The sequence below is a fragment of the Micromonospora sp. NPDC005172 genome (assembly GCF_040608555.1).
Classification (GTDB): Bacteria; Actinomycetota; Actinomycetes; order Mycobacteriales; family Micromonosporaceae; genus Micromonospora.
The window spans coordinates 259159-278392 of the sequence record NZ_JBEXIL010000002.1; the positions used below are offsets into that span (position 1 = coordinate 259159).

A 19234-nucleotide genomic window follows, 5' to 3' on the forward strand; every position below is an offset into this window, starting at 1 on the left:
GGTGCGGCACCGAGGACCACAAAAGGGGAGAACCGTGACGCACGTGTCCGAGCGCAGCGGCGCAGGAAGCAGCCCGAACGGCGCTGGCAGCGACCACCAGCCGTGGACGGGCGGTGCCGGCCGTCAGAGGGGCAAACGCTCGGTTTCGTACGCCGACGCCGGGGTCTCCATCGACGCGGGCGACCGCGCGGTGGAGCTGCTGAAGTCCAAGGTTCGCGAGACCCGGCGGCCCGAGGTGCTGGGTGACCTGGGCGGCTTCGCCGGCCTGTTCCGGTTGGACACGAAGAAGTACAAGAACCCCATCCTGGCCTCCTCCACGGACGGTGTCGGCACCAAACTGGTCATCGCCCAGCAGATGGACATCCACGACACGGTCGGCATCGACCTGGTCGCGATGGTCGTCGACGACCTGGTGGCCTGCGGTGCGGAGCCGCTGTTCCTGCTCGACTACATCGCGACGGGCGAGGTCGTCCCGGACAAGGTGGCCGAGATCGGTGCGGGCATCGCCGACGGCTGCCGGTACGCGGGCTGCGCGCTGCTGGGCGGCGAGACCGCCGAGCACCCGGGCGTGCTGCGCCCGGACGAGTACGACATCTCCGCGACCGGTGTCGGTGTGGTCGAGGAGGCCGACATCCTCAGCCCGGACCGCGTCGAGGTGGGTGACGTCGTCATCGCCATGCGCTCCTCCGGCCTGCACTCCAACGGCTACTCGCTGGTCCGGCACGTGCTGCTGGGCGCCGCCCGGATGCGGCTGGACATCGTGATCGACGACTTCGGCCGGCAGCGGACCCTCGGTGAGGAGCTGCTGACCCCGACCAAGATCTACGCCAAGGACTGCCTCAAGCTGATCGCCGAGGCCGAGGTTCGGGCGCTGTCGCACATCACCGGCGGCGGCATCCCGGGCAACCTCGTGCGGGTGCTCCCCGAGCACGTCGACGCGGTGGTCAACCGGTCCACCTGGAAGCCGCAGCCGATCTTCGACCTGATTCAGTCGAAGGGCCGGATCGACGACCAGGACATGGAGTCGACCTTCAACATGGGCGTCGGCATGTTCGCAATCGTCTCGGCCGAGGACGCGGATCGCGCCCTGGCCACGCTGACGGGCCGGGGCGTCGAGGCCTGGCAGGCCGGCGAGATCATCGAGGGCACCGGCAACGTGCAGATGGTGGGTCAGCACACCCGAGGGTGATCACGCTCCGGTGATCGTACGGGTACCTGATCAGGGCTTCACCCGAGTGGCCAGCGCCGCCTAGCCTGAAGGGCTCGGGCTCGGCGGAGGAGGGTGATGGCTGCTGGGGAACTGCCGTTCAGCGGGATGCGCGGTCTTGCCGCGGTCCCGTCGTACGTCGTCATGCAGCCCACCACACTGTGCAACCTCGACTGCGCGTACTGCTACCTGCCGTTCCGGGCCGTCGACCGGCGCATGTCTTTGTCGGTGGCCGAGGCGGTGGCGGCAGCGGTCAACCCGTGGGCGGCGTCGGGTCGCTTCTCGGTGGTGTGGCACGGCGGTGAGCCGCTCGCGACCGGCCGGGAGCACCTCGCGGCTCTGATGGCACCCTTCGGGCCCGAGGTCGAGCATCATGTGCAGACGAATGCCACGCTGATCGACGACGAGTGGTGCGACTTCTTCGCCCGGCACGAGATGCGGGTGAGCGTGAGCGTGGACGGCCCCCGGGAGCGCAACGGCGACCGGGTCAACCGTGGCGGCCAGCCGGCGTACGACAAGATTCTGCGGGGTGTGGCCGCCCTGCGCCGGCACGACCTGCCCTTCTCCGCGCTGGCCGTGGTGTCCCGGCCGACGCCGGGGCTCGCCGCGGAGCTGTACGACTACTTCCTCGAGCTGGGCTGCGACGTGCTGGGCATCAACATCGAGGAGACCGAAGGCGTCAACACCCGCGACAACAGCCACGACCCGGCGGCGGTGACGACGTTCTGGGCCGAGTTGGTGACGGCCTGGCGGCGGGCGCCGCGCATCCACCTTCGCGAGGTCGAGTGGTCGCTCCGGTACGCGGGCGCGGTCCTGGACGGCTCGGTGGACGGTGTGCTGCCCCGCCGGCTGGATCCCATTCCGACCATCGGGCACGACGGTTCGGTGACGGTGCTCTCCCCGGAGCTGGCCGGCTTCACCGACCCGCGCTACGGCGACTTCAGCAGTGGGAACGTGCTGACCACCCCGCTGGCCCAGATCCTGGCCGGTGCGGTGTCGACGCCGTGGGTCGGCGAGTTCCTGGCGGGGGTGGAGGCGTGTCGTGCGTCGTGCCCCTACTTCGGCTTCTGTGGCGGCGGTCATGCCGCCAACCGTTACTTCGAGCTGGGGCGTTTTGACGGTACGGAGACCGAGCACTGCCGCAACAGCAAGATCCGCCTATTGGAGGGAGTGTTGGAGCATGCCCGAGACCACCAGTCACCGGCGGCCTGAGCGCGAAGCGGACGATGCCACGGACAGAGTCACCGAACGCGTGCGGGAGGCCGCCCCCGGGCTTGTCGCGCTGCTACAGGAGGCCGCGGACGCGCGGCGGCTGCGGGCGGAGGTGCCGGGCGGAGACGGCGTCAGCGCGGTCTGCGCGTGGAACCACTTCGAGAACATCCCGACCTTCTACAACTGGAACAACCGGCCGCGCTAGGGCGGCCGTGATCAGGGGCCTGTCGGCGGTCGGAGTGATTCCCGGCCAGGGCAGGCCCCTGATGATCGGCACCGATCTCGCTCCCGAAGGGCACATGCGTGAGCACGCGGGGGTTACCGCGTGCTCAGCTACGTCGAGAGGTCAGCGGGTCGGGCGGACCCAGGGATCCGGGTCGTCGTCCGCATGATTCTCATCATCGTCGTCGACGAACTCTTTTGAGTCGTCGTCGAAGTGGTGCTCAGACTTACCAGCACCCGCCAGTTCGCGCTGCAAGGCGGTGAGGTCGGTGTTCGGGGAGTGGTACTTCAACTCCCGGGCCACCTTTGTCTGCTTGGCCTTAGCACGGCCGCGCCCCATGGCTCGACCCCCTCGCACAGAATGCGGGGCAGCCCGAAGGCGGGCCCCGATGACGTCAGGCATCTCTCGTGGCTCTTACGGTACATGGGGATGCCATCGTTCGGCACCTCGGGTTACCGCCAGCCGGCTCTGCGCGTCGCGGCGATCCGGCCGTCACCCAGTGTACTCGGTAAGGAGCGGAACGGAGAGCGCCCGTGACACCGGGCAAAACATGCCAAACGTGACCCGGACCTCAGCTTACCGAGTCGGGCCCGCGCGGGAGGCCCGGAGGCGGATCCCGGTCGATCCGCCCCCGGAACGGATCAGCGCAGGTGAATGGTGCGCAGTCGCCCGACGTCGGCCATCCGCCGCTCGGCCAACCGGTCCGCGGCGACCGCTGGCGGCACGCCCTCCGCGTCCGCGAGACGCAGGATCTCCCGGGTGGTGTCGTAGATCCGGGTGGCCCGCAGCTTTGCCCGGTCGAAGTTGAAGCCCTCGATCTCGTCGGCCACCTGGATGACCCCGCCGGCGTTGACCACGTAGTCCGGCGCGTAGAGGATGCCCCGGTCGGCCAGCAGCTTCTCGATGCCCGGGTGCGCGAGTTGGTTGTTCGCCGCACCGGTCACCACCTTGGCGCGCAGCGCCGGAACGGTGTCGTCGTTCAGCGCGCCGCCCAGCGCGCACGGGGCGTACACGTCGATGTCGGCCGCGACCAGCGCGGTCGCGTCGTCCACCAGGGTGACCTGCGGGTGGTTGGCGCGTGCCCACGCCAGCGCCTTCGGGTTGACGTCCGTGGCGACCACCTCGGCACCGTCGTCCAGCAGGTGCCCGGTCAGGTACTTGCCGACCTTGCCCAGCCCGGCCACACCGACTCGGCGGCCGCTCAGGCTCGGCGTGCCCCAGACGTGCTCGGCGGCGGCCCGCATCCCCTGGAAGACACCCCACGCGGTCAGGATCGACGAGTCGCCGGCGCCGCCGTGCTCCACGCTGCGGCCGGTCACGTACCGGGTCTCGCGGGCGATGACGTCCATGTCGGGCACGTAGGTGCCGACGTCGCAGGCGGTGTAGTAGCGGCCCGCCAGCGACTCCACGAAGCGACCGTACGCGCGCAGCAGCGCCTCGCTCTTGATCTGCTCCGGGTCACCCCAGATGACGGCCTTGCCACCGCCGAGGTCCAGGCCGGCGAGAGCGTTCTTGTAGGCCATCCCGCGGGACAGGTCGAGCACGTCGGCGAGCGCGTCGTCCTCGCTGGCGTACGGGTAGAAGCGGGTGCCGCCGAGCGCGGGCCCCAGCGCGGTGGAGTAGATCCCGATGATCGCCTTGAGGCCGCTCTGCTTGTCCTGGCAGAAGACGACCTGTTCGTGACCGGTCGATACCGGGTCGTCGGTGCTCGCGAATACGCCCATGGCTGGCTCCTACGGTGGTGTGCGTCCTTGTGGGACGCGGACCTGGTGAACCCCGGCGGGGATGCTGCCGGTGTGATCGAGCCTAGTATCGGCCGCCGTGCGGCCGCCCGACGCGCCGCCGCCGTCCCACGGTGCGGCGCGCGCGGTCCGACCGCTGGCCGCACCGGGGTGCGGTTCGTGGGAGGATCGCGCGGTGCCGTCGCTCTTCGCTTCTTACCTGCGCGTGTACGAGCCGCTGACCGCCTTCGACCGGGACCGGCAGAGTTACTGGCGTCGCTACGTCTCGGAGGGGCGGGCGGTCGCCCCGGTCGAGGGGCCTGGCCGCCAGCGGACGGCGGTGATCGAGGCGTTGGGCGCGGGCTGGACCCGCCTACCCGACCTGCCCGAGGAGGCGTACGTCCTGGAGACGGACGACAGCCTGCTGGTCTGCCCCTGGAACCTGCGGATCCGGGTCGCTGAGGCGGCGCTCAGCGCCCGGGACGGGGTGCCCTCGGTGCTCGCCGACGCGTTCGTGCCGCCGGTGCTCGCCGGGCAGGCCCGGGCGGTCGTGGACGACTGGCGCAGCGGCGCCCGGGTGCTGGAGCACGGGGTGCCCCGGGTGCACGAGCAGATCGCCACGTGGGGCGTACCCCTGCGGTGGTTCGTGCTCTTCGGCCCGACGGAGCGGGACTTCGTCACGCAGCCGGGCCGGCGGACGCTGCGCTACCGGACGGAGATCTCCAAGGCGCGTCGTCGCTCGTCGCGGGCGTTGTCGGTGCTGCGCAAGTCGGTGGGCGAGGCGCCGATCACCGAAGCGGTGGAGGAGGCGGCCCGCTGGCTGGAGGAGTTCCACCCGCGCTCGGTGGTGGAACTGGACTACGGCGGCCTGGTCGACCTGCTCTCCGACGAGACTCTCGCCGCGGACGACTCGCCGGAGCTGGTCGCCGCCGGCCTCGCCGGGCTGTCCCGGGGTGAGGCGGACGAGGCGTCGGCCGCCTACGACAAGCTGGTGGCCCGCTGGCGCGCCGTGCAGCTGCTAGAGCGGTGCAATTAACGCAAATTGCCTCTAGGAGCGCTCCCAAGGCGAGGGTGTCTCGTAGTTGACGCATCACGAACCGTGATCATGAGTCCTAATAAGGTACTTTCTGCCGTGTGAAAGTCGTAAAAATCGGGCATGGTTCATCCGTCCGTCTAGGGACCTTCATCCGTTCGGCCCATGTCGGACATCGGGGACTAGCCGGACCATGGGAGACGCGTCGGCCGGCGGGACCCCGGCCGATGTCTATACATGTGGAGGAGTGACCGATGGCATCGCGAACGCACGAACCAGAGCCGCTGCTCACACCGGCCGAGGTGGCGTCGATGTTCCGTGTCGACCCGAAGACGGTGACCCGGTGGGCGAAGGCGGGCAAGCTCAGCGCCATCCGCACTCTGGGTGGCCACCGTCGATACCGCGAGTCGGAGGTCAGGGCGCTGTTGCAGGGCCAGATCCCGCAGCAGCGGCAGGGCGACTGACCCGATAGAGGTTTCCAGGAAGGGGCGGTGGACTTCGGTCCGCCGCCCCTTTCGCTGTTGCCTCCCCGGCCCGGCCCTGGATAGCGGCGCGTCAGTCGGCAGCGGGTCAGTCGCCGTCGTCGGGCCCGGTCAACGTCACCCGGATGCCGATCGTGCCGCCCTCGCCGCGACGCAGGCGGCTGCCCAGCAGACTCAGTCGACCGATGAGGCGGTACTTGTGTTTGAGCAGGTCGCGGACCCGACCTGTGTCACGACCGCCGTAGAGGGTCGCGTGGGCCGGCACCTGGGCGCCATGCGGTCGACCCCGTACGTCGCAGGGCGCCACGGTCACCTCACCGTTGTGGCGGATCCGCTTGACCTTCCCCGAGTCGGCCCGGGTCCACACGGCCAGCGCGTCTCCGTCGCGGACCGACCAGACCGGGGTCGGCACCGCTCGGCCGTCCTTCCGGAAGGTCGTGAGCAGAATGTACTTCTCGGCCGACAGCCGGTCCAGCATGGTCACGCCGCCAGGATAGGCCGCTGCGGGCCACTGAGCGGCCAGATAGCGTGAACGGCGTGACGGGGGAACCGCTAATCGGTGACGTGGTCGGTGAACTGCTGCGGGACGCGCTCGCCGTGGCGACCGGGGTCGGCCCCCGGCCCATGGTCGGCGGCCGACTGCCCAGGCCGGTCATCGAGATCATCGAACGGGACGACGGTCTGATCAACGGCGCTCCGGCGGCGCACTACCTCGACGGGCCGGCCGACTGGCAGCCGTACGACCACCGGGCCGTCGACCGGGCCCGTGGCGAGACGCTCGACGTCGGCACGGGGGCGGGCCGGATCGCGCTGCTGCTCCAGGAGCGCGGCGTACCCGTCACCGGGCTGGACACGTCGGCGGGTGCGCTCGACGTGAGTCGACGTCGTGGCGTACGACGGCTGGTGCACGGGACGGTGGACACGCACGTCGCCGACGGCCGGAGCTACGACACGTTCCTGCTGCTCGGCAACAACCTCGGGCTGTTCGAGGGGCGCGAGCGGGCACCGGGGTTCCTGGCCGCGCTCGCCGCGTTGGCACGGCCGGGAGCGGAGATCATCGCGCACGGCACCAACCCGTACGGCACCCGCGACCCCGTACACACCGGCTACCACGAGCGCAACCGGCGTCGGGGTCGGCTCGGTGGCCAGCTACGGCTCCGGTTGCGCTATCGGGAGCTGGGCACCGAATGGTTCGACTACCTGGTCTGCTCGCCCGACGAGTTCGCCGAGCTGGTGCACGGCAGTCGCTGGCGGCTGACCGATGTGGACGAGCGCGACGCTCCCTACTACCTGGCCACCCTGCGTTTCGCCGGCTGAGCGACGGCTCCTGCCTCGCATCGAGCGCAGGAGCCGTCGTACGGCTCAGACCTGGACGGTCGGGGGCAGCGGCTCGGGCGGAAGGCCGCCGTCGCCGTCGACCACCTCGTCGGGGGTACCGTCCTCGTCGAGGTCGACCATGGTGATGTCCACCTTGCCGTCACCATCGGTGTCGAACTGGAACAGGTCGGCCTTGCCGTCGCCGTCGGTGTCCACCACCCACACGTCGGTCTTGCCGTCGTTGTTGGTGTCGGCGCGCAGCAGCTCGACCCGCTCGTCGCCCCGGGTCTCCACGGTCTCGGAGTCGGAGGTGACGCTCTCCGGTGCCTGGCTCATCTCGATGCGGTCCTTCCCTTGGGTTGACGGGCCGTACGTACCCGATCCCGCGCTCCCCCACGCATGGGTGGGGTCGGCGTGCTGTCTAGGGTCGCACCATGAGCGAGCGCAACGGGCCGAGCACCCGGGCCGGCGCGGCGGGAACCCCGCGCGCTGCCGGGCCGGCGGACAGGGAGGCGTGGTGAACGATCGTTTCGTGGTCGTCGGTGCGGGCACGATGGGGCTCGGCATCGCGTACGTGGCGGCCGGCACCGGCCACGCCGTCGAGCTGGTCGAGGTGGACGCCGACCGGGGGGCGACCGCGCTGACCCGGCTCGCCGACCTGTGGGAGCGGGCGGTGCAGCGCGGCAAGCTGACCGCCGACGACGCCGCCGCCAACCGGCAGCGGGTGACCCTGCGCCCGAGCCTCGCCGAAGTCGCCCCCGCTCCGGAGGTGATCGTGGAGGCGGTGCCGGAGCGCCTGGACCTGAAGCGGGCGGTGCTGCGCCACGCCGCCGCCCTGGACCCGGCCCTGCTCGGCAGCAACACGTCCAGCATCGCCATCGGTGAGCTGGCCGCAGGCCTGGACGCACCCGAGCGCTTCCTCGGCCTGCACTTCTTCAACCCGGTCTGGGCGATGACGCTGCTGGAGATCGTGGTCGGCCCGGCCACCGCCCAGGAGACCACCACCGCGGCCGTCGCGCTCGCCGGGCGGCTGGGCAAGGACCCCGTCGTCGTACGCGACATGCCCGGCTTCGCCACCTCCCGACTCGGGGTGACCCTCGGGTTGGAGGCGATCCGGATGGTCGCCGACCAGGTGGCCAGCCCGGCCGACATCGACAAGGCGATGGTGCTCGGCTACCGGCACCCGATCGGGCCGCTGGAACTCACCGACCTGGTCGGCCTGGACGTGCGCCTCGACATCGCCCGCACCCTCCAGGCCGCGTACGGGGACCGCTTCGCGCCGCCGGAACTGCTGGTGGAGATGGTGGCCGCCGGGCGGCTGGGCAAGAAGTCCGGGCACGGCTTCTACCGCTGGGAAGCGGGTGTCAAGCAATGAGCGGTCTGCGCATCGAGGAACGGCCGGATCGGCTGGTGGTGACGCTCGCCCGGCCGGAGAAGCGCAACGCCATCGACGCCGACCTGATCGCCGAGCTGCACCAGGTCTGCGCCGAGTTGGAGGCACGGCCCCGGCTGCTGCTCCTGACCGGCGGCGCGGAGGGCATCTTCGCCGGTGGCGCCGACATCGGTCAGCTCCGCGAGCGGGGCCGCACGGACGCGTTGGCCGCGATCAACTCGGCGGCCTTCGCCCGGATCAGGGCACTGCCCATGCCGAGCGTGGCCGCCGTCGACGGGCCGGCGCTGGGCGGTGGCGCGGAGCTGGCGTACGCCTGCGATCTTCGGGTGTGCACGGCCCGTGCGGTCTTCGGTCAGCCGGAGGTGCGCCTGGGCATTCTGGCCGGCGCTGGCGCGACCCACCGACTGCCCGCCCTCGTCGGCGAGGGCAGGGCCAAGGAACTGCTGTTCACCGGCCGCCGGGTGGACGCGGCGGAGGCGCTGCGGATCGGGTTGGTGAACCGGGTGGTGGACGAGCCCGGTGAGCTGCTGACGACGGCGCACGGCCTGTTGGACGACATGGCGCAGGCATCGCCGCTGGCGCTGCGGCTCACCAAGTTGGCCGTCGACGCGCCCGCCGCCGCGCACCCGCAGCTCGACCTGGTGAGTCAGGCGGTGCTCTTCGAGGACGAGGAGAAGCACCGCCGCATGACCGAGTTCCTCGAACGCCGCCGGACCCGCTGACGCGGCGACGAGAACGGCCGCACCGGCAGTGGGGCCGGTGCGGCCGTCGTGGTGCGTGGTGGTTCGCGGGTGGTGCGTCGTGGTTCGCGGGTGGTGCTCAGTGCCGGATCTGCACCCCGGATTCGGCGAGCGCCCGGATCACCTGAGCCGACTCACCGAACCCGATGACGACGACGGCGTCCGCCCCGAATGCCTTGATCTCCTTCGCGCCGCTGCTGAAGTCGATCGGCGGTGCCGTCGCGTCGGCTGGCGGCTCGTACGTGATCAACTTGAGCCGGTCGTCGGCGATACCGGCCTTGGTCAGCTCGTCGCGGACGCTGCCCTGCAGGCCCTCACCGTAGGAGTCCTTGCGGGCCACGATGGCAATCTTCTGCGACCCGTCACGGAGGATCACGTCGGCCAGCGCCCGGCCCTGGAGGCTGTCCGGCGGGGCGGTGCGGAAGAAGCGGCCCTGATCGTCTATGTCGGTCAGGCTGCTGGCGGTGTTGCACGGGGAAAAGAGGATCTTCCCGGCCTTTATCACGTCCGGCAGCACGGCCCGGGAGATGCCCGAGCTACCCGAGCCGATGATCACGCTGACGCCGTCCGTCACGTGCTTGGCCACCGTGCTCTTGGCCACCGCCGGGTTGGTGCCGTCGTCGCCGTCGAGCCAGGTCACTGGCTTGCCCAGCGCGCCGCCGGCGGCGTTGATCTCCCTTATCGCCAGGGCAGCGCCAGCGGCGATCGGCGGGTAGGCGAAAGCGAGGTCACCGGTCTTTGGCAGCAGGCCGCCCAGGATCAGTGGCTTTTTGTCGGTGTCGCCGCTCGGGCGCTGTTTCTTCGGCTTCGGCGGCGTCTCGGTGCTCGCCGCGGACTCATTGCCGGCACCGACGAACTCGGTCTTCCCGTCGTTGATCTGCTCCCCGTCGAAAGTCAGCGTGGCGTAGCTCGCGGTGGCCGGCTCACCCTTGTCGGTGAAGCCGGCGCGGTTCAGCGAGACACCGCGGTACTCGATGTCCTGCCCGTTACGGGCTAGTGCGAGGCAACTCGCCGGGTCTTCGCAGCGCTGACCGTTGTTGGTCACTGCGATGATCTGCTTGGTGATGGCCGCCGGGTCGGTGCTTCCAGCCAGCTGCGCGGCGAGCACGGCGATCACGATCGCGTCGTACGTCTCGGCGGAGTAGATGTAGTCCTTCAGCGCCGGATCGATGGCTCGTAGCCGGTTCTTGAAGTCGTCGGGCAGCGGAACGAGTGGCGTGGTGCCCTTCATTCCGTCAACGAGACTGGCCCGTTCCTTCAACTCCGCAGGAAAGGCGTTGAACATGTTGCCGTCCGTGCCGTAGAGGCGCACCTGTTGGGCGCTGCCCTCGTCGGCCTTGTCATCCCCGCAAGCGCTCGTGGCGAGCAGGATCGTCGCGCAGGCAGCCAGTGTGGCCACCCGCGAGCGGCGTGATACGAGCATGGTCGTCCTTCCTCCGGCGAAGGTCCGCTGCGCACATTAGCGTGCCGAGGCCGAGCGCGGGACCATCGAGGTGGCGTAATGCGTAGGTCGCTCGCGTTGAACACGCAGAGTGACGGAAGATGGGGGCTTGACCCCCCGTCCTACTGTGCGCTGGGTGACGGACCTACCACAGCAGACGTTCGACGACGCGACCGCCGTGCTCCGCTCGGCGCTGGCGGGCGATGGGGACGCGGTGACAGGTGCGTTCGACGCGGTCGTCGACCGGGCCGGCCTGTCCGGGGCGTACGGGGTCGCCTGGTGCCTGGCCGCGACGATGGTCGGTGACGCCGCGCCGAGCACCGGATGTGCGCTGGACTTCCCGGGCATCGAGCAGGCGGACTACGACACTCGCTGGGTGGCCCGCTTCGTGAGCGCCTACGCCAACCGGGACGTACCCACCGGCGAGGCCCTGTTCGGGGCGGCCGCGGCGGACGGGCAGCTCTCCGACTGCCTGCTCACGCTCGCCGGTTCGACCATCGCCACCCTGCGCAGCCGAGCCGCGTGAACTCGGCACCCGCTGTGGGCACCGCGTCCGCGCGGGGCGGTCCTGGCGCGGTCCCAGATCGTCGGACGGGTGTGGTAGCTCTGTGGCATGTCCGAGGCCATGCTCAGCAAGGTGCGCAAGCTGCTCGCCCAGGCCGAGGACCCGGCCTGCACGCCCGCCGAGTCAGCGGCGTTCACCGCCAAGGCGACCGAGTTGATCGCCCGTTACGGCGTCGACAGGGCGCTGCTCGCGGTCCGGGACCCGACCACCGATCCGGTCGGTGACCGCGTCCTCGACATCGTCGCCCCGTACGCCCGGGACAAGGTCGGTCTGCTCGCGGCGGTCGCCGAGCCGCTGCGCTGCCGCTGCGTCCGGCGTAAGCAGGGCAACGGGTTCGTCGCGCACCTGTTCGGCTTCGCCAGCGACCTCGAACGCGTGGACCTGCTCTTCACCTCGCTGCTCGTGCAGGCCGCACACGGCCTGGCCGCCACGGCGGTGCCGGTGGACGACCATCCGGCCGCCTTCCGCCGGTCCTGGCTCGCCGGCTTCGCGGAGGTGATCGGGGGCCGACTCTGGGCGGCCGAGTCGGCGGCGGCCAGCGAGTCAGGTGCCCCGTCGATGGCGTTGGTGCTGGCCGACCGCTCCGACCGGGTGCGGCGGAGGCTGACCGAGGAGTACCCACGACTGCGTACCGCTCCGGCCCGCCGGCTCGGCGGCACCGGCTTCGGCTCGGGTGCCGAGGCGGGCAGCCGCGCCCACCTGGGCGGCCGGAATCTCGACACCGCCCGGGCGGGCCGACAACTCGACCGGTGAGCCTGCGCCGGCAAGGCTCAGGCGGTGTGCTGACCGCGTGACACCGTGGCGAGATAGCGGGTGAGCAACTCGTGCCAGCCTGCCGTGAGCGCCTTGCGGTAGCCCTCGGCCGCCTCGCCGTGCCGGTCGAAATGCCGGTGCTCCAGCTCGACCCGGGTCCGTTCGGGCCCGTCGGCCAGGAACAGCACCTCGACCTCGCTCGCCTTCGCCGGGTCCGGCACCGGCACCCGGTCCGGACCGAGTTGCCAGGCGAAGACCAACCGTCGAGGCGGATCCCACGTGAGCACCCGTCCCCAGTCGGCGCGGAAGCCGTACGGGCCGATCTCGTAGAGCATGCCGCCGGCCCGCGGCTCCATCCCCAGCTCGGCGAGAGCCTCCGGACCCGACCAGGTGTACTCGGTGACCCACCACTCGGTCAGCTCGTCGGTGAAAACCGCGAACGCCCGCTCGGCGGGACCGGGGACGAGGAGACTGCACCGTAAGGAGAACCGCTCCAGGTCCTGCCGAATGTCGGCCGGATCAGCCATCCCCTGTCCCATAGGCCCGGACCATACCGGCTGATGCCTCGGTGTGCAGCTTCGTAGGCACCCTGTTCCAGACAGTGGGTTGCCGAGTCGTCACGGACGGGATGCCCCTCCGGAAAGCGGGTAACCGCGCCCGGACGGCCCGGACGACCGGGTCGGCGTACGGGTGGAGCGGGAGAGCATGAGCGAGAACGCGCAGCAGCGGAGGCCGGACCGGCACGTCGATACCGGAGAACCCGACGTCCTCCTCGACATCCCGAACGTCTCGGTCGACTCGATCCGCCTCGTCGTGGACGGGCTGGACGCCGACATCTCGCTGCGCGCCCGGCTGGCCAACCTCCTCCAACTCGACGCCGGCGTACGGGTCCACCTGCACGGCGTCGAGCTGGACATCGACGGGGTGCACGCCGAGGCGCAGCTACGGGTCCGACTGGAGCAGCTGGTGACACTCCTGGGCCGCGCGCTCGACACCATCGACAACAACCCGCAGGTCATCGAATCCCTCGGTCGGGCGGGCGGCGGCGCGCTCGACGACGTCAACCGCAGCAGCGAGCAGTTGGCGGCCGGCGCCGCCGAGATCACCGCTCGCGCAGAGCGCGACGAACTGCCCGGGCGGAAGGGGGTACCCGTCGGCGACCAGTCGCCGGCACGACCCGCCCGCCCGTCGAGTCCGGCCGGTCCGCCCGCTCCCACCTCCGCTCCTGCCCCGTCCGGGCCTCCCGCGAGCGATAGAGGTGACAGGGGTCCGACCGGCGGCGGCCCGGGCGCTGGCAGCCCGGCTGGTGGTGGCCAGACTGGCGGTGGGCCGACCAGCGGCGGTCGGACTGGTGATGGCCAGACCGGCGGTGGCCCGGCTGGTGGCGGCCCGGGCGCAGGGCGTCCGGCTGGTGGCCCGACCGGGACGCCGGGCAGTGGCGGCCCGACGAGTCGAGGCGGGGAGGGTCGGCCTGAGGGCGGCCCGAGCGGCGAGCAGCGGAGCGGAGGTCAGCAGGGCCAGCAGCCAGGTGGCGGGCAGCAGCGAGCTGGTGGTCAGCAGCGAGCTGGCGAGCAGGATGGCGTCGGTGTCACGGGTGGGGCGCAGGCGGCAGCTCAGAGCGCGGCGCAGCTCGCCGAGCAGGCCAGTGAGAGCCTCCGGCAGGCGGGCCGCAGCGTGTGGGAGGCGATCCAGGGTGGGATCGCCCAGCACCGCCAACAGGGCCGCGGCGACCAGTGACCGGGCTGCCGTGCGCCGACCCGTCCGACGGGGCGTCGGGCGAAAGTTGATCGACTCGACTGCGGCGATGTGGCGCTCATCGCGTCCAGGCGACGAACCTCTCGTGCAACTCGTTCGCCGGGGTGTCCGGCATCTCTTCGAGCGCGGCGTGCAGCAGCGAACCCATGTACATCGACAGGCCGATCCGGTTGTCGTGCTCCTCGTACGTCTCGGCGAGGCGCACCCGCGCCGGGTCGCACGGCCAGGGCGTAGAAGGGTCACACGTCAGGCAGTCCCAGTCCGGCCGCCGCGGCAGGTGCTCACCTTGCAGGTGGTTCGCGAGCGCCCGGACCGAACGCTGGCCGACCTCGATCCGTGCCGCGCGTGCGGTGGTCGGCTCCTCGCCCATCACCAGATGCCGCCGGCACGGTGACGCTGTCCGGGGGTGAACAGCGGGGACACGGTCGTCATGAGAGTGGGGCCGGCCCACGCGGGCGGAGCGGGGTAAGCGCCGAAGCCGTGCGGGTAGCAGGTGGCTGGGCCGGTCTGGTCGAGCTGGGTGAGCCGGCGTCCGTGCCGGCGGAACGGATTGCGGATCCTCATCGCGGATTGCCCTCTCGCCTCATCAGGACTGAGGTGGCCGGCCGGTCTCTCTCGGCGCGGCCGCCCCCGCCCTTCCTTGGTCGCGCCGGCTTCCCGGCGCTGGCGGGCGACTTACCCGCCGGCCGACTGGCTTGAGCCAGCAGTGGCTTAAGCCAGCTTGGGTGAAGGGGCGGGCACCTGTCAATAGCTGGCTTGAGCCAGTAGCGGTAGCCTGGGATCACCTTGAGGAACGGGTGATCCGATGAGTAATCAGGAAGAACGGCAGCCCCCGAGTCGCCGTATCGCCGAGGAGCTGCGAGCCGCGATCATGCGCGGCGATCTCGTGGACGGCGACCAGCTTCCTTCCGAGCGCGAACTGGCGTCCAGGTACGCCACTGCCCGCAACACCGCGCGCGAGGCGTTGGGCATCCTGCAAGCCGAGGGGCTTGTACAGGCTCAGCATGGCCGGGGCGTCTTCGTACGCCAGCGCCGGCCGCTGGTGAGGATGGGCCGGGACCGGTACTCCCGACGGGCACGGAACGAGACTGGCCTTTCGCCGTTCCGAATCGAGGTCGAGCGACAAGGGCGGGTTCCGCACACGGAGTGCAGGTCAGTCACGACCGTGCAACCACCGCCTGAGGTTGCCGAGCGACTGGGACTGGACGCCGCCCAAGAAGTCGTCCGGCGCGAGAACTGGTACTTCGCTGATGGCGAACCGGTGCAAGTCGGGGTTACCTACATCCCCACGGCGGTGGTGGAGGGGTCGCCGCTGGCGAGTGAGAAGAAGCTCGGTCGAGGGAGCATCTACCAGCGGTTCGAGGATCTCGGCTACCCGATCGTGCGTATCCGCGAGGAGGTGAGTTCCCGCATGCCGACGCCCGAAGAAGTGAAGGGCCTGGCGATGCCGCCGGGCGTCCCCGTGATCGAGGTGCTGCACACCGGCGCCGACGGCGAGGGACGAGCATTCGAGGTGACGCGGTTCGTCATGCGAGCCGACGTGAACGGTTTGGACTACGAGATGCCCGTTGAAGACTGACCACCAAGGCGTCACCCGAACGGGTATCACTCGGGTGGGTGCTCTGGCGTTGCTGTGGGGTTCCAGCTTCCTATGGATCAAGCTCGCGCTGCGGGGCTTCAACCCGGTGCAGATCGTGTTCGCCCGGCTCTTGCTCGGCTTCGTGGTTCTGACGCCCATCGCTCTGTCCCGGGGGTTGCGCTTCCCGAGAGAGCGACCTGTCTGGGGGCATCTGCTCGTCGCGGCCCTGGTCTCCAACGCCGTGCCGTACGTGCTGTTCGGTATCGGGGAGGAGACGGTCGGATCGAACGTGGCAGGCGTACTGAACGCGACCACGCCGCTGTGGACCCTGCTTATAGCCTTCCTCGTCGGCATCGACCGGGCCGTCACCGTGAAGAAGGCCGCCGGGTTCGCCCTCGGGTTCCTCGGCGTCGTGGTCATCTTCTCGCCGTGGGAGTCCGCGAGTGAGATCGCCAGTTGGGGCGGCCTTGCCTGCCTCGCCGCCGCCGCCAGCTACGGACTCGGCTACGTCTACATGGGCAGGTTCCTGACGGGCCGTGGAATTCCTCCGCTCATGCTGTCGGCGGCCCAGCTGGGCGCAGCTACAGTCCTGCTCGGCCTAACCCTCCCGTGGGCAGGACTGGAAGCACCGACATGGCGACTCGAGGCCGTCGCAAGCCTGCTCGTCCTCGGCGTACTCGGCACCGGAGCCGCCTACGTCCTGAACTACCGCATCATCGATGACGAAGGCCCGACCGCCGCATCGGTGGTCACCTACCTCTTGCCCATTGTCGCCGTGATCCTCGGCGGGATCTTCCTGCACGAAGCCGTCACCGTCGCGATCGTGGCCGGCATCGCCCTCGTCCTCGCTGGGGTCACCCTCACCCGGAAGCGGTCAACCGAGAAGCGATAGCAGTTGGTTTTCCACATTTCGCGCTATCGGATTAAGGCGGCCCGCAAGCGTGCCGCGCCGGTCGCGCTGGGCCTGGCGGCGCAAGCGCCGGCATCGGCAGGCGTGCCGGTCAGTCAAGGGCATGCCTCGGGCGAGGGCCAGACGACTCCGCGATGGAGTTGCCGAACGGTTCCCAATTCGTGGGCGGTGGGATACCAACCTCCCAGGCACCGACCCAAGCAGAGCCGAGCAGACGCGGTGTGTGGGTAGGCGGCAGACAGCAGCAGTAGGAGAGCTGGCGTGCTGGTTGCTTCACGTCAAGTGGGAGGAGTCACGCCTTCCGGTCGACGCAGCAACTGCCGGCGCAGCCCGCGACTTGACCGCTGGCAACCTTGGGGGCCGGCAGGGGTGCGCAGTCGTCACAGTGCTCGCCGCGCCAGGCTTCCAGGCCCTCCTTGACCGCTACTCCGGCGATAACGAGCGCGGCGATCGGATCCGCCCACGACCAGCCCCACACGGCGTTGAGGACCAGGCCGACGAGCAGCACCACGGACAGGTACGTGCACAGCATCGTCTGCGTCGAGTCGGCCATGACGGTAGCCGAGCCGAGTTCCCGGCCGGTGCGTCGCTTGGCTCGCACGAGCATTGGCATCACGATCAGCGACGCCACGGCCAGGCCGATGCCAACAGGGCTGGCGTCGACGTCGCCGCCGGCCAGCAGCGAGCGGACGGCGTCGAAGGTCACCCAGGCGGCCAGGGCGAAGAAGGACACGCCGATGAGCCGCAGCGCGAGCCGTTCCCGTTCCTCGGGCACCCGGGAGCGAAACTGCCAGATCAGGACAGCGGCGCTGGATACCTCGACGAACGAGTCCAAGCCGAAGCCGATCAGGGCCGTGGAGGAGGCTGCCGCGCCAGCGGCGATGGCGACCAGGCCCTCCAGCAGGTTGTAGCCGGCGGTGGCGTAGGCCAGCCGCAGGCTGCGTCGCGACAGCACTGCCCGACGCTCTGGGGTCAGCAGGGACGCGCTCATGCGTGAACCTTCACGGAAGAGCCGGCAGGGGTGCCGTAGACCGGGCAGAGGGCAACCGCTTCCCCCGTGGCGGCGAGGAGCTGTTCTGCCGAGCGCAGCAGATCCAGCAGCTCTGGCCGCGTCAGCGCGTAAAACGACTGGCGACCCGCAATCCGGAAGTCGATCAGGCCGCAGCCGCGAAGACACGCCAGGTGCTTCGACACCGTCGACTGCGCCAGGCCCAACTCGCCGGTCAAGTCCACCACCCGAGCCTCGCCGGACGCCAGCTGTCGCAGGATAGTCAGCCGCGTCGGATCAGCAAGAGACCGGAATAACGCCACGGCCGGAGCCACCCCAGGAGTGCAACCAATCGCCATATCGCGATGATAGCCAAATCAAGCGATGAGAGGACAAGCCGAACGGCGTGCAGCCAACGTGCAACACGCGGCGGTGATCAAGGGCCAAAAGCGGGCAGCCACGGGCGAGCGGCGATCTACTCGGCAGGAGCGCAAAAGCAAGATCCCCACCTGCGTAATCGCTGGTGGGGACCTCTGTAGCCCGGCGAAAGGCTATGTGGCCAGGGGCGGGGTCGAACCGCCGACCTTCCGATTTTCAGTCGGACGCTCGTACCAACTGAGCTACCTGGCCGTATTGCTCGGCTCATGCTACCCGTCAGCAGATCGAACTGCTTCCAGGATCACACGCTCCGATACGCAGAACGCCGCGCTATGCGCGGCGTCAGCGCTGCGGTCCTGACGGGACTTGAACCCGCGACCTCCGCCTTGACAGGGCGGCGAGCACTCCAACTGCTCCACAGGACCTAGCTTGTGTTGCTCCGACTTGCGCCGGTCGTGCCCCCAACGGGATTCGAACCCGTGCTACCGCCTTGAAAGGGCGGCGTCCTGGGCCGCTAGACGATGAGGGCGGCCCCGCCATCATTGCACATTCGCAACTTCAAGCGGACTTGCTCCCATCCGGCCCCGCCGGAGGCTTGGAAAGCATACGTGATGCCTGGTCGGTCGACAAAACCGGTATGGCCGGGGTCGTCGTGGACCGGATAACCGCAGGTCAGGGTGCATCTACTTGAGGCGGGTGATGCCGTAGCGGTGCTTCAGGTCGGCGATCAGGTGGGGGCAGGCGGCGAGCGTCGCGGCCCGGTTACCGCCCCCGTCGTGCAGCAGCACGATGGAGCCGGGACGTGCCGCGTTGTGGACCCGCTTGGCGATCGTGGTGGCGGTGGGCTTGTCCCAGTCCTGCGGGTCGACGGCCCAGTGCAGCGGGCGCATGCCGAGCTCCTTGGCGACGTTGAGGACCTCCTGCGTCCACCGACCGCCGGGCTGGCGGTAGAAGGACACCGGGGTGCCCGGCGCGGCCGTCTGGATGGCCTTGTTGGTGCGGGCCAGATCGGCCTTGATGTCGGCGACCGGCCGGCGGGCGAGGTCGAGGTCGTGACGCCAACTGTGGTTGCACAGTTGGTGGCCCTCCCGGACGATCCGCCGGATCAGCTCGGGGTGTCGTTGGGCTTCGAGGCCCACCACGCAGAAGGTGGCCGTGACGTGGGCCGCCTTCAGTTGGTCGAGCACCTTCGGCGTCCACGCCGGGCTGGGCCCGTCGTCGAAGGTCAGCGCCACGGGTCGTACGCCGGTGTTGCGCCGCAGCCCGGCTGGCAGCTTCGTCGGCAGGGGCCGCAGCGGTGGCTTTGTGGGCTTGGCATGGGTGGCACTGGGTGACGGGGTGGGCTTCGGAGTGGGTCCGCTGGTCGACTGAACGGGCTGCGGTCGGCCGGCGGCGTGGATGGCGCTGTCTGGCTGAGCGCAACCGGACAAGACCAGCACCACGGCGAGGACGGACGCCAGGGCGGCGCGGGCTTGCATCTGTTCGCTCCCGGAGGGTCGGGGTGGGCGGACCTCTCGACGGTAGTGGACGCCCCCGG

General features: G+C 70.2%; 24 protein-coding genes and 3 tRNA genes. 13 read left to right on the top strand and 14 right to left on the bottom strand.

Annotated features, from left to right (window positions below; translation table 11 throughout):
- Window positions 1-34: 34 nt before the first annotated feature.
- The 3 genes from purM to amcA all read left to right on the top strand — a co-directional run bounded on the left by purM (window position 35) and on the right by amcA (window position 2624).
- Window positions 35-1189 (top strand): phosphoribosylformylglycinamidine cyclo-ligase, encoded by a 1155-nt coding sequence (gene purM, locus ABZV06_RS02515; protein ID WP_355246567.1) that lies wholly within the window; start codon window positions 35-37, stop codon window positions 1187-1189.
- A 126-nt stretch (window positions 1190-1315) separates the two neighbouring features.
- Complete coding sequence (gene amcB, locus ABZV06_RS02520) at window positions 1316-2419, top strand: cyclophane-forming radical SAM peptide maturase AmcB (protein ID WP_355618003.1); 1104 nt, start codon at window positions 1316-1318, stop codon at window positions 2417-2419.
- Complete coding sequence (gene amcA / locus ABZV06_RS02525) at window positions 2388-2624, top strand: multiple cyclophane-containing RiPP AmcA (RefSeq protein ID WP_355617941.1); 237 nt, start codon at window positions 2388-2390, stop codon at window positions 2622-2624. Before amcB ends, amcA begins: the two co-directional genes overlap by 32 nt.
- 141 nt (window positions 2625-2765) lie before the next feature.
- Here the strand turns inward: amcA and ABZV06_RS02530 are convergent, their stop codons facing one another.
- Window positions 2766-2981: a DUF3073 domain-containing protein gene (locus ABZV06_RS02530; RefSeq protein WP_007454329.1), complete on the bottom strand. Its 216-nt coding sequence runs from the start codon at window positions 2979-2981 to the stop codon at window positions 2766-2768.
- 302 nt (window positions 2982-3283) lie between these two features.
- Window positions 3284-4366 carry a Glu/Leu/Phe/Val dehydrogenase gene (locus ABZV06_RS02535; RefSeq protein ID WP_355246560.1) on the bottom strand — a complete coding sequence of 361 codons (1083 nt, stop codon included), beginning with the start codon at window positions 4364-4366 and terminating at the stop codon, window positions 3284-3286.
- 193 nt (window positions 4367-4559) lie between these two features.
- Here ABZV06_RS02535 and ABZV06_RS02540 point away from each other — a divergent pair, with 193 nt between their 5' ends.
- Both ABZV06_RS02540 and ABZV06_RS02545 read left to right on the top strand, forming a co-directional pair.
- Window positions 4560-5399 (top strand): hypothetical protein, encoded by an 840-nt coding sequence (locus ABZV06_RS02540; RefSeq protein WP_355617944.1) that lies wholly within the window; start codon window positions 4560-4562, stop codon window positions 5397-5399.
- A 251-nt stretch (window positions 5400-5650) separates the two neighbouring features.
- On the top strand, window positions 5651-5860 hold the full coding sequence (locus tag ABZV06_RS02545) for a BldC family transcriptional regulator (protein ID WP_007073996.1): 210 nt from the start codon (window positions 5651-5653) through the stop codon (window positions 5858-5860).
- Between the two features lie 106 nt (window positions 5861-5966).
- On the opposite strand, the gene ABZV06_RS02550 is transcribed toward ABZV06_RS02545, so the two are convergent.
- A complete protein-coding gene (locus ABZV06_RS02550; protein ID WP_355246554.1) occupies window positions 5967-6362 on the bottom strand; it encodes a PPOX class F420-dependent oxidoreductase in 396 nt (131 codons plus the stop codon).
- Between the two features lie 53 nt (window positions 6363-6415).
- Between ABZV06_RS02550 and ABZV06_RS02555 the strand changes: the two genes are divergently transcribed.
- Entirely contained in the window at window positions 6416-7195 is a 780-nt protein-coding gene (locus tag ABZV06_RS02555; protein WP_355246551.1) for a class I SAM-dependent methyltransferase, read from the top strand.
- Between the two features lie 45 nt (window positions 7196-7240).
- On the opposite strand, the gene ABZV06_RS02560 is transcribed toward ABZV06_RS02555, so the two are convergent.
- A complete protein-coding gene (locus ABZV06_RS02560; RefSeq protein WP_355246548.1) occupies window positions 7241-7531 on the bottom strand; it encodes a hypothetical protein in 291 nt (96 codons plus the stop codon).
- Between the two features lie 181 nt (window positions 7532-7712).
- On the opposite strand from ABZV06_RS02560, the gene ABZV06_RS02565 reads away from it, so the two are divergent.
- Window positions 7713-8570, top strand: coding sequence for a 3-hydroxyacyl-CoA dehydrogenase family protein (locus ABZV06_RS02565; protein WP_355617947.1), 858 nt, complete (start codon window positions 7713-7715; stop codon window positions 8568-8570).
- On the top strand, window positions 8567-9310 hold the full coding sequence (locus ABZV06_RS02570) for an enoyl-CoA hydratase/isomerase family protein (RefSeq protein WP_355246542.1): 744 nt from the start codon (window positions 8567-8569) through the stop codon (window positions 9308-9310). The genes ABZV06_RS02565 and ABZV06_RS02570 overlap by 4 nt, the downstream gene beginning before the upstream one ends.
- 97 nt (window positions 9311-9407) lie before the next feature.
- Here the strand turns inward: ABZV06_RS02570 and ABZV06_RS02575 are convergent, their stop codons facing one another.
- The gene (locus tag ABZV06_RS02575; protein WP_355246539.1) at window positions 9408-10751 is read right to left on the bottom strand and encodes an ABC transporter substrate-binding protein; all 1344 of its coding nucleotides are present in this window, start codon (window positions 10749-10751) and stop codon (window positions 9408-9410) included.
- A gap of 154 nt (window positions 10752-10905) precedes the next feature.
- On the opposite strand from ABZV06_RS02575, the gene ABZV06_RS02580 reads away from it, so the two are divergent.
- Together ABZV06_RS02580 and ABZV06_RS02585 are read left to right on the top strand one after the other, a co-directional pair.
- On the top strand, window positions 10906-11295 hold the full coding sequence (locus ABZV06_RS02580; protein WP_355617950.1) for a hypothetical protein: 390 nt from the start codon (window positions 10906-10908) through the stop codon (window positions 11293-11295).
- Between the two features lie 87 nt (window positions 11296-11382).
- Window positions 11383-12087 carry a DUF2786 domain-containing protein gene (locus ABZV06_RS02585; RefSeq protein ID WP_355617953.1) on the top strand — a complete coding sequence of 235 codons (705 nt, stop codon included), beginning with the start codon at window positions 11383-11385 and terminating at the stop codon, window positions 12085-12087.
- A gap of 17 nt (window positions 12088-12104) precedes the next feature.
- On the opposite strand, the gene ABZV06_RS02590 is transcribed toward ABZV06_RS02585, so the two are convergent.
- Window positions 12105-12626, bottom strand: coding sequence for an SRPBCC family protein (locus ABZV06_RS02590; RefSeq protein WP_355246530.1), 522 nt, complete (start codon window positions 12624-12626; stop codon window positions 12105-12107).
- 166 nt (window positions 12627-12792) lie between these two features.
- On the opposite strand from ABZV06_RS02590, the gene ABZV06_RS02595 reads away from it, so the two are divergent.
- Entirely contained in the window at window positions 12793-13824 is a 1032-nt protein-coding gene (locus ABZV06_RS02595; RefSeq protein ID WP_355617956.1) for a hypothetical protein, read from the top strand.
- A 76-nt stretch (window positions 13825-13900) separates the two neighbouring features.
- Here ABZV06_RS02595 and ABZV06_RS02600 read toward each other — a convergent pair whose 3' ends face one another.
- Both ABZV06_RS02600 and ABZV06_RS02605 read right to left on the bottom strand, forming a co-directional pair.
- Entirely contained in the window at window positions 13901-14212 is a 312-nt protein-coding gene (locus tag ABZV06_RS02600) for a hypothetical protein (RefSeq protein WP_355617959.1), read from the bottom strand.
- The gene (locus ABZV06_RS02605) at window positions 14212-14406 is read right to left on the bottom strand and encodes a hypothetical protein (protein WP_355617962.1); all 195 of its coding nucleotides are present in this window, start codon (window positions 14404-14406) and stop codon (window positions 14212-14214) included. Before ABZV06_RS02605 ends, ABZV06_RS02600 begins: the two co-directional genes overlap by 1 nt.
- A 241-nt stretch (window positions 14407-14647) precedes the next feature.
- Between ABZV06_RS02605 and ABZV06_RS02610 the strand changes: the two genes are divergently transcribed.
- Window positions 14648-15421: a GntR family transcriptional regulator gene (locus ABZV06_RS02610; protein WP_355617965.1), complete on the top strand. Its 774-nt coding sequence runs from the start codon at window positions 14648-14650 to the stop codon at window positions 15419-15421.
- Between the two features lie 34 nt (window positions 15422-15455).
- Window positions 15456-16313 (top strand): DMT family transporter, encoded by an 858-nt coding sequence (locus tag ABZV06_RS02615; protein WP_355617967.1) that lies wholly within the window; start codon window positions 15456-15458, stop codon window positions 16311-16313.
- Window positions 16314-16623: 310 nt separating this feature from the next.
- Here ABZV06_RS02615 and ABZV06_RS02620 read toward each other — a convergent pair whose 3' ends face one another.
- From ABZV06_RS02620 to ABZV06_RS02645, 6 genes are all read right to left on the bottom strand, one after another.
- Window positions 16624-17322 (bottom strand): cation transporter, encoded by a 699-nt coding sequence (locus ABZV06_RS02620; RefSeq protein ID WP_355617970.1) that lies wholly within the window; start codon window positions 17320-17322, stop codon window positions 16624-16626.
- A complete protein-coding gene (locus ABZV06_RS02625; protein WP_355617972.1) occupies window positions 17319-17678 on the bottom strand; it encodes a metalloregulator ArsR/SmtB family transcription factor in 360 nt (119 codons plus the stop codon). The genes ABZV06_RS02620 and ABZV06_RS02625 overlap by 4 nt, the downstream gene beginning before the upstream one ends.
- A 197-nt stretch (window positions 17679-17875) precedes the next feature.
- Window positions 17876-17949 (bottom strand) — tRNA-Phe (locus ABZV06_RS02630).
- A 99-nt stretch (window positions 17950-18048) separates the two neighbouring features.
- Window positions 18049-18122, bottom strand: a tRNA-Asp gene (locus ABZV06_RS02635).
- A gap of 31 nt (window positions 18123-18153) precedes the next feature.
- Window positions 18154-18226, bottom strand: a tRNA-Glu gene (locus ABZV06_RS02640).
- A gap of 154 nt (window positions 18227-18380) precedes the next feature.
- Complete coding sequence (locus ABZV06_RS02645) at window positions 18381-19175, bottom strand: polysaccharide deacetylase family protein (protein ID WP_355246524.1); 795 nt, start codon at window positions 19173-19175, stop codon at window positions 18381-18383.
- Between the last annotated feature and the right edge of the window lie 59 nt (window positions 19176-19234).

What these genes read in the sequence shown, in the direction of transcription:
- amcB (WP_355618003.1), top strand. Translation starts at nt 1,316, where the DNA reads ATGCGCGGTCTTGCCGCGGTCCCGTCGTACGTCGTCATGCAGCCCACC.
- amcA (WP_355617941.1), top strand. Translation starts at nt 2,388, where the DNA reads ATGCCCGAGACCACCAGTCACCGGCGGCCTGAGCGCGAAGCGGACGAT.
- ABZV06_RS02530 (WP_007454329.1), bottom strand. Translation starts at nt 2,981, where the DNA reads ATGGGGCGCGGCCGTGCTAAGGCCAAGCAGACAAAGGTGGCCCGGGAG.
- ABZV06_RS02535 (WP_355246560.1), bottom strand. Translation starts at nt 4,366, where the DNA reads ATGGGCGTATTCGCGAGCACCGACGACCCGGTATCGACCGGTCACGAA.
- ABZV06_RS02545 (WP_007073996.1), top strand. Translation starts at nt 5,651, where the DNA reads ATGGCATCGCGAACGCACGAACCAGAGCCGCTGCTCACACCGGCCGAG.
- ABZV06_RS02560 (WP_355246548.1), bottom strand. Translation starts at nt 7,531, where the DNA reads ATGAGCCAGGCACCGGAGAGCGTCACCTCCGACTCCGAGACCGTGGAG.
- ABZV06_RS02570 (WP_355246542.1), top strand. Translation starts at nt 8,567, where the DNA reads ATGAGCGGTCTGCGCATCGAGGAACGGCCGGATCGGCTGGTGGTGACG.
- ABZV06_RS02575 (WP_355246539.1), bottom strand. Translation starts at nt 10,751, where the DNA reads ATGCTCGTATCACGCCGCTCGCGGGTGGCCACACTGGCTGCCTGCGCG.
- ABZV06_RS02585 (WP_355617953.1), top strand. Translation starts at nt 11,383, where the DNA reads ATGTCCGAGGCCATGCTCAGCAAGGTGCGCAAGCTGCTCGCCCAGGCC.
- ABZV06_RS02590 (WP_355246530.1), bottom strand. Translation starts at nt 12,626, where the DNA reads ATGGGACAGGGGATGGCTGATCCGGCCGACATTCGGCAGGACCTGGAG.
- ABZV06_RS02595 (WP_355617956.1), top strand. Translation starts at nt 12,793, where the DNA reads ATGAGCGAGAACGCGCAGCAGCGGAGGCCGGACCGGCACGTCGATACC.
- ABZV06_RS02600 (WP_355617959.1), bottom strand. Translation starts at nt 14,212, where the DNA reads ATGGGCGAGGAGCCGACCACCGCACGCGCGGCACGGATCGAGGTCGGC.
- ABZV06_RS02605 (WP_355617962.1), bottom strand. Translation starts at nt 14,406, where the DNA reads ATGAGGATCCGCAATCCGTTCCGCCGGCACGGACGCCGGCTCACCCAG.
- ABZV06_RS02610 (WP_355617965.1), top strand. Translation starts at nt 14,648, where the DNA reads ATGAGTAATCAGGAAGAACGGCAGCCCCCGAGTCGCCGTATCGCCGAG.
- ABZV06_RS02620 (WP_355617970.1), bottom strand. Translation starts at nt 17,322, where the DNA reads ATGAGCGCGTCCCTGCTGACCCCAGAGCGTCGGGCAGTGCTGTCGCGA.
- ABZV06_RS02625 (WP_355617972.1), bottom strand. Translation starts at nt 17,678, where the DNA reads ATGGCGATTGGTTGCACTCCTGGGGTGGCTCCGGCCGTGGCGTTATTC.
- ABZV06_RS02645 (WP_355246524.1), bottom strand. Translation starts at nt 19,175, where the DNA reads ATGCAAGCCCGCGCCGCCCTGGCGTCCGTCCTCGCCGTGGTGCTGGTC.